The organism is Streptomyces sp. NPDC004838 (assembly GCF_053600955.1).
Genome location: NZ_JBSGAW010000008.1, coordinates 173,856 through 186,477, shown reverse-complemented (window position 1 = coordinate 186,477; position 12,622 = coordinate 173,856). Strand labels below are relative to the sequence as shown.

At 68.8% G+C, this 12,622-nt stretch carries 10 protein-coding genes; 7 read left to right on the top strand and 3 right to left on the bottom strand.

What is annotated here, in order from left to right:
- Nucleotides 1–455: 455 nt before the first annotated feature.
- The gene (locus ACWEFL_RS12120) at nucleotides 456–1,421 is read right to left on the bottom strand and encodes a threonine/serine dehydratase (RefSeq protein ID WP_451710849.1); all 966 of its coding nucleotides are present in this window, start codon (nucleotides 1,419–1,421) and stop codon (nucleotides 456–458) included.
- Nucleotides 1,422–2,102: 681 nt separating this feature from the next.
- On the opposite strand from ACWEFL_RS12120, the gene ACWEFL_RS12115 reads away from it, so the two are divergent.
- Nucleotides 2,103–3,326 (top strand): amidohydrolase, encoded by a 1,224-nt coding sequence (locus ACWEFL_RS12115; protein WP_451710848.1) that lies wholly within the window; start codon nucleotides 2,103–2,105, stop codon nucleotides 3,324–3,326.
- A gap of 193 nt (nucleotides 3,327–3,519) precedes the next feature.
- Here ACWEFL_RS12115 and ACWEFL_RS12110 read toward each other — a convergent pair whose 3' ends face one another.
- Nucleotides 3,520–4,233 carry a creatininase family protein gene (locus ACWEFL_RS12110; protein WP_451710698.1) on the bottom strand — a complete coding sequence of 238 codons (714 nt, stop codon included), beginning with the start codon at nucleotides 4,231–4,233 and terminating at the stop codon, nucleotides 3,520–3,522.
- A 32-nt stretch (nucleotides 4,234–4,265) separates the two neighbouring features.
- The gene (locus ACWEFL_RS12105; protein WP_451710696.1) at nucleotides 4,266–5,561 is read right to left on the bottom strand and encodes a tetratricopeptide repeat protein; all 1,296 of its coding nucleotides are present in this window, start codon (nucleotides 5,559–5,561) and stop codon (nucleotides 4,266–4,268) included.
- Nucleotides 5,562–5,681: 120 nt separating this feature from the next.
- Between ACWEFL_RS12105 and ACWEFL_RS12100 the strand changes: the two genes are divergently transcribed.
- The 6 genes from ACWEFL_RS12100 to ACWEFL_RS12075 all read left to right on the top strand — a co-directional run bounded on the left by ACWEFL_RS12100 (nucleotide 5,682) and on the right by ACWEFL_RS12075 (nucleotide 12,605).
- Nucleotides 5,682–6,104 (top strand): ATP-binding protein, encoded by a 423-nt coding sequence (locus tag ACWEFL_RS12100; RefSeq protein ID WP_451710694.1) that lies wholly within the window; start codon nucleotides 5,682–5,684, stop codon nucleotides 6,102–6,104.
- Nucleotides 6,105–6,774: 670 nt separating this feature from the next.
- On the top strand, nucleotides 6,775–7,833 hold the full coding sequence (locus ACWEFL_RS12095; RefSeq protein WP_451710692.1) for a BMP family lipoprotein: 1,059 nt from the start codon (nucleotides 6,775–6,777) through the stop codon (nucleotides 7,831–7,833).
- A 215-nt stretch (nucleotides 7,834–8,048) separates the two neighbouring features.
- The gene (locus ACWEFL_RS12090) at nucleotides 8,049–9,764 is read left to right on the top strand and encodes an ABC transporter ATP-binding protein (RefSeq protein WP_451710846.1); all 1,716 of its coding nucleotides are present in this window, start codon (nucleotides 8,049–8,051) and stop codon (nucleotides 9,762–9,764) included.
- Nucleotides 9,761–10,882 carry an ABC transporter permease gene (locus tag ACWEFL_RS12085; RefSeq protein WP_451710690.1) on the top strand — a complete coding sequence of 374 codons (1,122 nt, stop codon included), beginning with the start codon at nucleotides 9,761–9,763 and terminating at the stop codon, nucleotides 10,880–10,882. The genes ACWEFL_RS12090 and ACWEFL_RS12085 overlap by 4 nt, the downstream gene beginning before the upstream one ends.
- Nucleotides 10,879–12,210, top strand: a complete 1,332-nt coding sequence (locus ACWEFL_RS12080; protein WP_451710688.1) for an ABC transporter permease — start codon at nucleotides 10,879–10,881, stop codon at nucleotides 12,208–12,210. Before ACWEFL_RS12085 ends, ACWEFL_RS12080 begins: the two co-directional genes overlap by 4 nt.
- Entirely contained in the window at nucleotides 12,207–12,605 is a 399-nt protein-coding gene (locus tag ACWEFL_RS12075) for a cytidine deaminase (RefSeq protein ID WP_451710686.1), read from the top strand. The genes ACWEFL_RS12080 and ACWEFL_RS12075 overlap by 4 nt, the downstream gene beginning before the upstream one ends.
- Nucleotides 12,606–12,622: the final 17 nt, after the last annotated feature.

Genomic DNA, 12,622 nt, shown 5'->3' with positions numbered 1-12,622 from the left:
GCCGTCACTTCGGCGCGCGCGACGTCTGGCGGGCGGCTCCGCCGCTGTGGCGGGAAGGGGCGTTTTGGGCCTTCGACGCGAGCGGGGCTTCGAGGCGAGCGGGGCCTTCGGCGCGAGCACGCCACGGTCGCGCGACCCGGCGGCGGGGGAGGGGTCGCGCGACGGCTACGGGCCCCGGTGCAGACGCTCCGTCACAACCCGATACGCGCGACGGCTACGGGTGAGGGCGCTGGCGTGGGCGTGGTGGCCCGGGTCGTCGGATGACCGGGATGACTTCGCTGGCGGGGACGGCCGAGATGACCGGGGCGACCAGGCTGCTTCCGACCCCCGCCCGCCGGATCGGGTCGTACCGGACACAGCCCCGCGAGTGCCCGCCGGGTCGTACCGGACGCAGCCTCCCGCGTGCTCGCCGGGCCGGAGCGGAGGCGCGGTCCGCCCCACCCCCTCGACTCCGCTCAGGCGGAACGTTCGCTCCAGCGCATCACATCGGTGACGGACGCGTTCCCGCCGCATACCACCAGCCCCAGCCGGGTCCCCTCCGTGCCGACCCGTTCCAGTACCCGGCGCGCGGCCGGGAGGAGGCAGCCGGCGGCCGGCTCGGTCCAGAGCTTGGCATGGTGGGCCAGATCGAGGGTGCCCTGTACAGCCTCGGCGTCGGAGACCACCAGGACGTCCTCGACCAGGGCGCGGACATGGTCGTACGTGAGCCGGGACACCGAGGGCGCGCTGAGCGTGGTGACGACCGACGACAGCTTCACCGCCACCGGACCGCCCGCCTTCAGGGCCTGCGACATGGCCTCCGCGCCGACGGTCTCCACGCCCCAGATCCGTACGCCCGGCCGCAGCGCCGTGAGTGCCGCGGCCACACCGGAGATCAGCCCGCCACCGCCGATGCTCACGAGGACATCCGTCAGTTCGCCCGCGTCCTCCGCGAACTCCAGACCCACCGTGCCCTGCGCGGCGATCACCAGCGGATCGTCGAAGGGGTGGACGAGCGTGAGGCCCTCCGCCCGCAACCGGTCCATGAGCGTGAAGGCCCCGTCCATGGTGTCCTCGAGCCGGACCACCGCGCCCGCCGCCTCCGCGATCTCGACGGCACGGGCGGGCGCGGACCTCGGCATGACGACGGTCGCCTTCACGTCCAGCAGGCCCGCCATGACCGCGACCGCGATGCCGTGGTTGCCGCCGCTGACCGCGACGACGCCCGCGGCCCGTTCGTCCGGGCTCAGCGACAGCAGCTTCGCCATGGCCCCGCGCGCCTTGAACGCCCCTGTGTGTTGCAGCAGTTCGAGCTTCAGGGTCACCGGGACGCCGAGCAGCCCGGACAGCCCCGGACTGGCCACAGTCGGCGTACGGACGAGCCGCCCGTCGATCAGCCGGGCCGCCGCTTCCACATCCGAAAGGTCGATCACGCGTCCCATCATCGGGCATGCACGGCCTCCGCATGGGCCCCGTCGCCGTTTCCGTCCGTTCTCGGGTACCTCATGGGGGTACCTCCCCGATTACCTGGGAGGTCATTGTGTGACGGGTGGGGTTCGGTGAGGCTTCTTGTGCGAACGGTGAACGGCGCAGAACCACCCGATATGCGAGGTTCGAGCAGTTCCCCGTGATCTGTGCCGGGTGCTCTGTCATGCCCCCTTGTTCCGGGTGATCCCCTCCTCCGGAACCGGAGCGCCCGGTGCGGCCCGGCGGCGCGGTCTCGCAGGACCCGCGCCGCCGGGACCTTCGGAGATCGCCGGGCCGGGCCCCACCGCCCCGAGGCCGGGCGGGCCACGCTCGTCTTCGTCTCCAGCCCACTCGCACCCGCGGGCTCCGCTGTCAAGGCGGCCGCAGGCGACATCACACCGGATTGGCTCAGGACGGAGCCTCGCCGCAGGCCCGAGGGTGCCTGGGAAGGGGGCCCGGGACCCCGGTGCGCGGGCGTCCGCCGGGCGAAGGCGGGCAAAGCCATGTACCGTCGGGGGGAGGCGTGAGTTTACCCACACAAGTGCACAATCATGCACCTCGGGGCCACTTTTCCTTCGCCTATCGGATTGAACTTTTGTTGATCAGTGGCCAGTTGACCCCCACCTGGCCCTACTCTTCAACGGGTGAACCAATTGATGTCCCGAGAGTCCGAAACCGATCCGGCCGGGAGCGTCACACTGCCCGGCACACTGTCCGAATCCCTGCGCGCCGAGCTGATCGCGTTCCGGCGCGATCTGCACATGCACCCCGAGCTGGGCAACCAGGAGTTCCGGACCACCGCCGCGATCAAGGCGCGCCTGGAGAAGGCGGGGCTCGAGCCCCGCGTACTGGGCGTCGGCACCGGGCTCATGTGTGACATCGGTTCCTGGGACGGCGTACAGCCGATTCTGGCTCTCCGCGCGGACATCGACGCGCTTCCCATCCCCGACACCAAGGTCGGTGTGGCGTACCGTTCCACCGTCCCCGACCGGGCGCACGCCTGCGGGCACGACATCCACACCACGACCGTCCTCGGCGCGGGGCTCGTCCTGGCCGAGCTGGACCGGGAAGGATGGCTGCCCCGGCCGGTACGGCTGATCTTCCAGCCTGCCGAGGAGGTCCTGCCGGGCGGCGCGCCCGACGCCATCGAGTCGGGGGTCCTGGAAGGCGTCGGCAAGATCATCGGTGTGCACTGCGACCCCAAGGTCGACGCGGGCGTCATCGGGCTGCGGCCCGGCCCGATCACCTCCGCGTGCGACCGGCTGGAAGTCACGCTCGACGGCCCCGGCGGGCACACCGCCCGTCCGCATCTGACCACCGACCTGGTCACCGCGGCGGCGAAGATCGTGACCGAGGTCCCGGCACTGCTGGCCCGCCGGGTGGACGCCCGTTCCGGACTCGCGGTCACGTGGGGCCGTATCGAGTCCGGCCACGCCTGCAACGTCATCCCGCAGCACGCCGAACTCTCCGGCACCGTGCGCTGCCTCGACCTGCCGGGCTGGCGCGCGGCCCCCGACCTGGTGCACGCGGCCATCGACGAGATCGCCACGCTCCATCGCGCCAAATCCGAGATCAACTACATCCGCGGGGTCCCGCCCGTCGTCAACGACCCGGTGGTCACCGAACTGCTGCGCGCGGCGCAGACGGCCCGCCGAGGTGCGTACGCGATCGAGGACACCGAGCAGAGCCTCGGCGGCGAGGACTTCTCCTGGTACCTGGAGCACGTTCCGGGCGCGATGGCCCGCCTGGGCGTACGCACCCCCGGCGACACGACCAGGCGCGACCTGCACCGAGGCGACTTCGACGCGGATGAGGAATCGATTCGCGTGGGCGTCGAACTCTTCACGGCCTCGGCCCTGCTCGACGCCGCGACGCCCTGACCACGCGCGGCCTCCGCGTGACCGGGGGTCGCGGTCACGCTCGGGCCGAATGCGGTACCCGTGGGCCGGGGCTGGTGTCCGGCCTCGCCCATGACCGCGGTCCACCCGGCCCTGTCCTCAAGCACCGGACGGGCCGGGTACCCCGGCCGCGCCGACCGCCCGGATACGGGTCTCGGCGCGGCCCGCGAGCGGATCAAGACTTGGTGATCACCGCGAGGTGAGCCCTGGCCGACTCCGAGAGGCTGTCCAAGATGGCCTTGCCCTTGGCGGCGGTGGCCAGGGACGGTCGGCCGATGATCCCGTTGGCGGTGTACCCGGCCATGCCCAAGGTGAGAAGGTGCGGGCGGCTCGGAGCCGAATGGTCGTCCCGCTCTATGCCGTCGCGCACGAGGTGAGGCGCTCCGTGGAGGAGCAGTGAGACTTCGAATTCGCCGCCGTGCATGTCCTCGGCGGCGCTGCTCTCCAGGCGGGCGTCCGCACGGGCCTGGGCCCGATCCTCGTGAACGGGGAACAGCGTGACCTCGGGGCCGTTGGCGTTCAGTTCCTGGGCGACGTTGGAGAGAACGTAGTTCCCGCCGTGTCCGTTGACGATGATCAAGCCGGGGACGCCAGATGCCCGGAGGGATCGCCAGATGTCGTTGACCATCGCGTAGAGGGTCGCGGCGCTGATGCTGACGGTGCCTGCCGTGGAAGCGTGCTCGTGGGAGCAGGAGACGGTGATGGGCGGCAGGAGGAAGAGATCGTGATCATCTGCGATCCGGCGGGCGATCAGGCAGGCGATCGTGGTGTCGGTCGTCAGCGGCAGATGGTCGCCATGCTGCTCGAAGCTCCCGACCGGGAGGACGGCCACGGCCTGCCCCCTGCGGCGCTCGTCGCCTGACGTGGCCTGCGTGATCAGATCGTCCATGTGCCCAGTTTTCCTCATGGTGCCCGGTGCAACTAGGTCGCCAACCGATCACGAACGCCCCGAAGACGCTCGGTAAACGTAGCCACCGCGGGCAGCTGCTGTCGGGCCTCGACGACTCGGGCCATGGCAGCCAACTCGACCAGCGTCCGAGCCGAACCCGTCTGGGCAACGATCGCCAGGGCCTTTATGGCGGCTTCGGCTCCTTGCTCGGGCTCTCCGGCGACGGCGTACGCACGGGCGAGCCTGGCGAGGTAGACGCCACGGTCGTTGCGGTAGACCTGGGGCAGCGCATCGATTTTGTCCTCGAAAAGCTGCACTGCTCGCCATGGCTCACCCAGATCGATCCAGCAATTCGCACGCTGCATCTCGATGTACGCGGGAGTGCAGTACGAGGTGTCGAGCGTTCCCTCGGGATCGTATGCCGATGGCTTCAAGACCAACTCGTGGGCCTCGTCGAACTTGGCGAGTGCTGCCCTGGGATTGCGCTGCAACGCGTAGCCGATGGCCTCTTGCTGGGCGGCCAGAGCGAGGAGTCCCGATGACAGGTTGGGCACCCGTTGCGCGGCCCGAGCGAGCCCGATAGTCCGTTCGGCGTTCGCCTGGGAGGCTGCTTGGTGGCCCTTGCGGAAGAGTACGTACGACTGCATATGATCGTCGGCCGCTTCCTGGGCCCATTCCATGGCTCGGTCGGACCAGTAGCCGGAGGCGCCGAAGTCTCCGAGGTCCTGGTGGAGCCATCCGAGGAATTCCGTGATTCGGCTGCCAAGGCGCAACAACCCGTCTCGGGCCGAGCCGGTGGCACTGATCAGCAGGCGGTCGATCGTCTGGGCGTCATGAGTGACGGTTGCGAGGGGCTGCCGTGCGCCGAAGTAGTTTGCGCTCTTGTAGTGCTGGATCAACTGGTTCTCGATGAGTGCGGCGGCGAAGCCGGGATCGGTGAGATCGTCCTCCTGAGATGCCGTCCACGAGTCGTCTGCGCTCGCACCCGGGTTGAGTGGCCGACTGATCGCCGGTAACGCGGTGAGATTCGTCCCTTCTGGACCTTCCCAGTCCCGGTCCATCAGGCCGAGCATGTTTCCGGGGATGTGCAGACCATCGGATATACGTTCGATGACGGTCATGTCTTTGATGATGCGCTGCCCTTGGATTACTTCACCCACACGGCTGGGCGTGAGTTCACAGCGGCGCGCGATCAGGGCGGGATAGATCCCCGCGCGCTTCACAAGCGTGAAGATTCGAGAGAAGTCACGTTCTCGGCATGCGTCGATCATCTCGGCATCGCTCAAAAGACGTGCCGGGAGGTCGTATGGAGGCTCGGACTTGGGCATGAGCGATGCTCCGGGGGTCGGCTCCGCGTGGATCGCTGCGGCGCTGCCTGAGAGATGTTACCCACTGTGGGTAATCACGCTGGCGTCGTTCGTGAAACCGCCGGCAGCAAGGCTGCTGTCATGAAGTCGAATGCGACAGTGACGAATGGGCCTTCGGTCACACATCGTTGGGCGCGTAGCCCGCGCACCGTTGGCAAGGCTCGCGCCGCGCTGCTCGAGGTGCTGACCGGGTGGAATCTGCGTGCCGCTGAAGACGATGCCTTGGTGGTGCTCTCTGAGCTGATCACCAATGCGGTGCGGCATGCACGCACGTCGCCGGGGCGAGAGATCGAGACACGGTATCTGCGGGAGGCTGACGGCATCCGAATCGAGGTCCACGACGCGGACAGGGAGCGTCCCACGGCTCGGGTGCCGGGAGAGTCCGGCGGCTATGGGCTCGTCCTCGTGGACGGCCTCGCCGACCGCTGGGGAGTTGACGAGCGGGGCGGGACCGGTAAGTCGGTGTGGGCCGTGGTCACTCTTCCGTCCGGGGACGCCACGTGATGGGGAGGGCGGTGCGCGATGGCCGCTACGCCTTGAGCCTGCTTGCTCGGGACGGAGGTCGGGACCGTTGAGGCAGCGGCTATTCCTGTTCGGGATCGTCATCTTCTGGCTTGTGGTCTATCTGCCACTGGCAGTGATCAGTGAGCCCGGCGGTTCAGCCCCCGAGTTTCTTCCGTAGGTCCGTTGTGGGCCGGACCGCCCCTCCGCCTGGACAGCATGCGGGGCGGTCCGGTTTGAGCGCACAAGTGCGACCCCTGGAATCCGCCGACGGTACCGGGCCCGAGCGCGCACGCTTCTGACACGCTCCGTGCGGTCGGCGAACGACGGATCCGCCCAGGCGCGACGGTGGTAGGCCACCACAGGCCCGTCCGGCGACCGAGGACCGCGGGCCGCCGTGGATCACGGCCCCGCACGCGACACGCCCCCGCACGCGACACGACCGGCGCAGCCGACACGCGGCCGACGCGTGGCCGATTCCGTCGCGCCGAACACATACGGTCACCACCCCCCACCCCCGCGCAGCGACCCGCGGCAGCGGTCCGCCCCCCGTTCACGACGATCCGATAACGACTCATGAACAGGTCTTTAAGTAACATCTACGCGCGTTACGATCGCCGCAAAACCAGCGCCGGAAGAGGCGCTTTCGGTCAGTCTCGAAAGGACCATCCTCTTGCGCCGGGTATCGAAACTCACCGCCGCCTGTATCGCGACCGCGGCCCTCGCGTTCACCGCCACCGCATGCGGCGAGTCGTCCACCGACTCCAACGGCAGCAGTAGCAGCAGCTCGGACGGCGGCGGCAAGCTCAAGATCGGCATGGCCTACGACGTCGGCGGCCGTGGCGACAACTCCTTCAACGACTCCGCGGCCCGTGGCCTGGACAAGGCCAAGGCGGACCTGGGCGCCGAGACCAAGGAGCTCACCGCGAAGCACGGTGAGACCCCGGCCGACCGCGAGGCCCGGCTCACCTCGCTCGCCGAGGGCGGCTTCAACCCCGTCATCGCCGTCGGCTTCGCGTACAAGGTCTCGGTCGACAAGGTCGCGGCCAAGTTCCCGAACACCACCTTCGGTCTGGTCGACTCGGTCTCCGAGGCCAAGAACGTCGACAACATCGTCTTCACCGAGGAGCAGGGCTCCTACCTCGCCGGCGTCGTCGCCGCGCTCAAGTCCAAGGACGGTCAGATCGGCTTCATCGGCGGTGTGGACACTCCGCTGATCAAGAAGTTCGCCGCGGGCTTCCAGCAGGGCGTCGTGGAGACCAACCCGAAGGCCAAGGTGCAGATCCAGTACCTGACCTCGGGTACGGACTACTCCGGCTTCGGCAGCCCCGACAAGGGCAAGGCCGCCGCCCAGGGCATGCTCGACAAGGGCATCGATGTCATCTACGCCGCGGCCGGAGGCTCCGGCGCGGGTTCGATCGAGGCCGTCGCGAGCAAGCCCGGCGCGTGGTCGATCGGCGTCGACTCGGACCAGGCCAAGGACCCGGCCCTGTCCAAGTACGCGTCCACGATCCTGACCTCGGTCGTCAAGAACGTCGACACCGGCGTCTTCGAACTGGCCAAGTCCATCAAGGACGGCAAGCCGCTCACCGGCACCCACACCTACTCGCTCGCCGAGGGCGGTGTCAGCCTCACCGCCACGGGCGACCACCTCAAGGACATCCAGTCCAAGATCGACGAGGCGAAGAAGAAGATCATCGACGGCACGATCAAGGTCAAGACCACGACCTGACCGGCTCGTTGACCGGGGCCCGGACGGACGGCCGTGCCGCTCCTCCGGGCCCCGATCCACGTCATGCGTCCGGCACTTCGACAATTTGGTGGTGCTACGCGCGTAGTTCTGGTTTCAGGCGGTAGTTTTCGCCACCACGTATCAGGCACGTCCCCCGCCTTCCGGTCACACCCCGCCTCTGCCCCTCCTCCGCTCCTGCCCAGGGAGAGTGCGTCATCAAAGCGTCCAGCAGTCCTCATGCCGTAGAGCTCCGCGGCATCACCAAGCGGTTCCCCGGAGTCGTGGCCAACCACGACATCGACATCACCGTGCGCCGCGGTACCGTCCACGCCCTCGTCGGCGAGAACGGCGCGGGCAAGTCCACCCTGATGAAGATCCTCTACGGTATGCAGAAGCCGGACGAGGGCACCATCGAGGTCGACGGCGAACAGGTCTCGTTCTCCAACCCCGGTGACGCGATCGCCCGAGGTATCGGCATGGTGCACCAGCACTTCATGCTCGCCGACTACCTCACCGTTCTGGAGAACGTCGTCCTCGGCTCCGAGAAGCTGCACGGAATCGGCGACAGGGCCCGCGCCAGGATCAAGGAGATCTCGGACGCCTACGGCCTGGGCGTCCGTCCCGATGTCATGGTCGAGGACCTCGGCGTCGCCGACCGCCAGCGCGTGGAGATCCTCAAGGTCCTCTACCGGGGCGCGCGCACGCTGATCCTCGACGAGCCGACCGCCGTGCTCGTGCCGCAGGAGGTCGAGGCGCTCTTCGACAATCTGCGGGGGCTGAAGGCGGAGGGGCTGACCGTCATCTTCATCTCGCACAAGCTCGGCGAGGTGCTGTCGGTCGCCGACGAGATCACCGTCATACGACGCGGTACGACGGTCGGCACCGCCGACCCGGCCACCACCACGACGAGGCAGCTCGCCGAGCTGATGGTCGGCAGCGAACTGCCGTCGCCCGAGACCCGTGAGTCGACCGTCACCGACGTACCGATGCTCCGGGTCGAGAATCTGCGGCTGACCGCCTCCGACCCCGACGGAGTCGTACGCGCGGTGCTCGACGGCATCGACTTCACCATCCACAAGGGCGAAGTCCTGGGCATCGCCGGTGTGGAGGGCAACGGCCAGTCCGAACTGGTCGAGACGATCATGGGCATGCGTACACCGGACACCGGAACGCTCACTCTCGGCACCGACGACATCTCCCACGCGCCGACCCGCAAGCGGCGCGAGGACGGCATGGCCGTCATCCCCGAGGACCGCCACCGGCACGGTCTGCTGCTGGAAGCGCCGCTGTGGGAGAACCGTATCCTCGGCCATGTCACCGAGAAGCCCAACAGCAAGGGCGCGTTCCTCGACCTCAAGGCGGCCCGCGCCGACACCGAGCGGATCGTGCGCGAGTACGACGTACGGACCCCGGGCATCGAGGTCACCGCGGCCTCCCTCTCCGGCGGCAACCAGCAGAAGCTGATCGTCGGCCGCGAGATGAGCCATCAGCCCCGGCTGCTGATCGCCGCCCACCCGACCCGCGGCGTGGACGTCGGCGCGCAGGCGCAGATCTGGGACCAGATCCGGGCGGCCCGCCGTGAGGGCCTGGCCGTACTGCTGATCTCCGCGGACCTGGACGAGCTGATCGGGCTCTCCGACACCCTGCGGGTGATGTACCGCGGCCGGCTCGTGGCGGACGCGGACCCGGCCGCCATCACGCCGGAGGAACTGGGATCGGCGATGACGGGCGCGGCCACCGGCCGTCTGGAAGCCCCGGCCGACGCGCCGCCCGCCCCGCACAGCGACACCGGCACGCCGGACGGCGACACCGCCACCTCTGAAGGCACAGTTCCTGGCACCACCCCTGACATCCGTGAGAACGACACCCCCGGGAACGCCACGCCCCACAGCGACGCGGACCACCACCGGGACGGGGGAGAGGACCGATGAAGAAGTTCGACAAGGAGCGGCTGCTCCTGGGGCTCGTGGCCCCCCTCCTCGCGATCGTCGTCGCGTTCCTGGTCACCGCGCTCGTGCTGGCCGCCACCGGCAAGGAGCCGTTCAACGCCTTCGGCATCATGTTCGACTACGGCTCCAAGTCGGACAGCCAGGTCTACATCCTCAACAAGGGCACCACGTACTACCTCGCGGGACTCGCGGTCGCCCTCGGCTTCCGGATGAACCTGTTCAACATCGGCGTCGACGGCCAGTACCGCCTCGCGGCGTTCTTCGCCGCGGCCCTCGGCGGCGCGCTGACCCTCCCCGGCCCCCTCCAGATCGTGATGATCATCCTCTGCGCGATGATCGTCGGCGCGATGTGGGCCGGTATCGCCGGTGTCCTCAAGGTCACCCGAGGCGTCAGCGAGGTCGTCTCCACGATCATGCTCAACGCGATCGCCACGGCGATCATCGGCTATCTGCTCCAGGTCGGCCGCCTCGGCCACCTCGACGAGGCGGGGACGAAGATCTCCACCAAGCCGATCCCCGAGTCCGCGCACTTCTTCGAGTTCCCGACCACGCCCGACCCCGTCTGGGGCTTCATCGTCGTCGCGGCCGCCGCGGGCGTCGCCTTCTGGTTCACCCTCTCCCGTACCCGCTTCGGCTTCGACCTCCGTACGGTCGGACAGTCCGGCACGGCGGCCGAGGCCAGCGGTGTGAACGTGAAGAAGATGGTCGTCACCTCCATGCTGATCTCCGGCGCGATGGCCGGGCTGATCGGTATGCCGACGCTGCTGAACGACTCGTACGAGTACAGCGGCGACTTCCCCGTCGGCATCGGCTTCACCGGTATCGCCATCGCCCTCCTCGGCCGGAACAACCCCGTCGGCATCGCGCTCGGCGCGCTGCTCTGGGCCTTCCTGGAGCGCGGCAGCGGCCAGCTCGAATTCGAGGGCTACGACAAGGAGATCGTCGGCGTCATCCAGGGCGTCATCGTCCTCAGCGTCGTCATCGTGTACGAAGTGGTGCGCCGCTACGGCCTCAAGCGCCAGCAGCGGCAGGTCGGCGCGGAACTCGCCGCCCAGGCCAAAGTCAACGGCAACACCGACAAGCAGGAGGTGTCGGCGTGACCGTCACGGCGACTTCCACCCCGCCCCCCGCGGCCCCCAAGGTCAGCGGCGGCGGCGGCAAGGCCGGCCGCACCCGCCTCTCCTTCCCGGTCATGCTGCTGATGGCGGCGGGCGCGCTGCTGGCCCTGTCCACGATCCGCTGGATCGGCACCGCGCTGGACCTCATCCCCGACGCGGAGGTCGGCGACTGGTGGGCCCTGACCGCGTCCGGCCAGATCACGGCGGCGCTGGCCATGGCCGTGCCGATCGGACTCGCCGGTCTCGGCGGGCTCTGGGCCGAGCGCGCGGGCGTGGTCAACATCGGCCTCGAAGGCATGATGATCCTCGGCACCTTCTTCGGCGCGTGGGCGGGCTGGCAGACCGATCCCTGGCTCGGGGTGCTCGCCGGCGTGCTGGGCGGCATGTTCGGCGGACTGCTGCACGCGATCGCCACCGTCACCTTCGGCGTCGACCACATCATCTCCGGCATCGCGATCAACATCCTGGCGCTCGGTATCACCACCTACTTCGCCAAGCTCTGGTTCAACACCGGTGAGGCGGCGACCAAGGGCGGCAGCCCCAAACAGTCGCCGCCCTCCGAGGACATCACCAGCTTCACCGTGCCCTGGCTCTCCGACCGGCTCGACTCGATCGCGAAGGAGCACTGGTTCTTCGTCTCGGACGTCGCCGGCTTCCTCGGCGGCCTGGTCACCGATCTGTCACTGCTCACCATCGTGGCCGTGCTGCTCTTCGTGATGACGTTCGTGGTGCTGTGGAAGACCTCGTTCGGTCTGCGTCTGCGGTCCTGCGGCGAGAACCCGATCGCGTCCGAATCGCTGGGCGTCAACGTCTACAAGTACAAGTACATCGCCGTGATCGTCTCCGGCGGCATGGCCGGACTCGGCGGCGCGTTCCTCGCCCTGGTCACCTCCCATATCTACAACGAGGGCCAGACGGGCGGCCGGGGCTATATCGGCCTCGCGGCGATGATCTTCGGCAACTGGCGGCCCGGCGGACTCGCCATGGGCGCGGGGCTCTTCGGCTACGCGGACGCGCTCCAGCTCCGCAACGGCGGCAGCACCGTCCATGTGATGCTCCTGCTGCTGGTGATCGTGCTGATCGCCATCGCGGTGTGGAAGTTCTACCGCAAGAGCTTCATCCAGGCGGGCGCCAGCGCGGTCATCGCGGTGGGCGTACTGCTCTGGTACCTCAACACGGACACCGTTCCGGTCGAGTTCGTGGCCGCCACCCCGTATGTGGTGACCCTGCTCGTCCTCTCGCTCTCCGCGCAGCGACTACGGATGCCGAAGGCGGACGGCATGCGCTACCGCAAGGGCCAGGGCAAATGACGGCCCCCGTACCGTTCGACTGGGAGCCGCTGCGCGTGCGGGCGCGGGAGGCGATGTCCCATGCGTACGTCCCCTACTCGGGGTACGCGGTCGGCGCCGCCGCGCTCGTCGACGACGGACGCGCGGTCACCGGCTGCAACGTCGAGAACGCGTCGTACGGGCTGTCGCTCTGCGCGGAGTGCGGGCTCGTCTCACAGCTCCACGCCACCGGCGGCGGTCGGCTGACCCACTTCACCTGCGTGGACGGCCGGGGCGAAGTCCTGGTGCCGTGCGGCCGGTGCCGGCAGCTGCTGTACGAGTTCGGGGGACCGGAACTGCTCCTCGACACCCCCGAGGGGGACCGGACGATGGCGGAGATGCTGCCGCAGGCGTTCGGCCCCGGACATCTGGCGTAACACCCTTTCGCGGCCCT

What these genes read in the sequence shown, in the direction of transcription:
- ACWEFL_RS12085 (WP_451710690.1), top strand. Translation starts at nt 9,761, where the DNA reads ATGAAGAAGTTCGACAAGGAGCGGCTGCTCCTGGGGCTCGTGGCCCCC.
- ACWEFL_RS12075 (WP_451710686.1), top strand. Translation starts at nt 12,207, where the DNA reads ATGACGGCCCCCGTACCGTTCGACTGGGAGCCGCTGCGCGTGCGGGCG.
- ACWEFL_RS12105 (WP_451710696.1), bottom strand. Translation starts at nt 5,561, where the DNA reads ATGCCCAAGTCCGAGCCTCCATACGACCTCCCGGCACGTCTTTTGAGC.
- ACWEFL_RS12115 (WP_451710848.1), top strand. Translation starts at nt 2,103, where the DNA reads ATGTCCCGAGAGTCCGAAACCGATCCGGCCGGGAGCGTCACACTGCCC.
- ACWEFL_RS12110 (WP_451710698.1), bottom strand. Translation starts at nt 4,233, where the DNA reads ATGGACGATCTGATCACGCAGGCCACGTCAGGCGACGAGCGCCGCAGG.
- ACWEFL_RS12120 (WP_451710849.1), bottom strand. Translation starts at nt 1,421, where the DNA reads ATGGGACGCGTGATCGACCTTTCGGATGTGGAAGCGGCGGCCCGGCTG.
- ACWEFL_RS12100 (WP_451710694.1), top strand. Translation starts at nt 5,682, where the DNA reads ATGAAGTCGAATGCGACAGTGACGAATGGGCCTTCGGTCACACATCGT.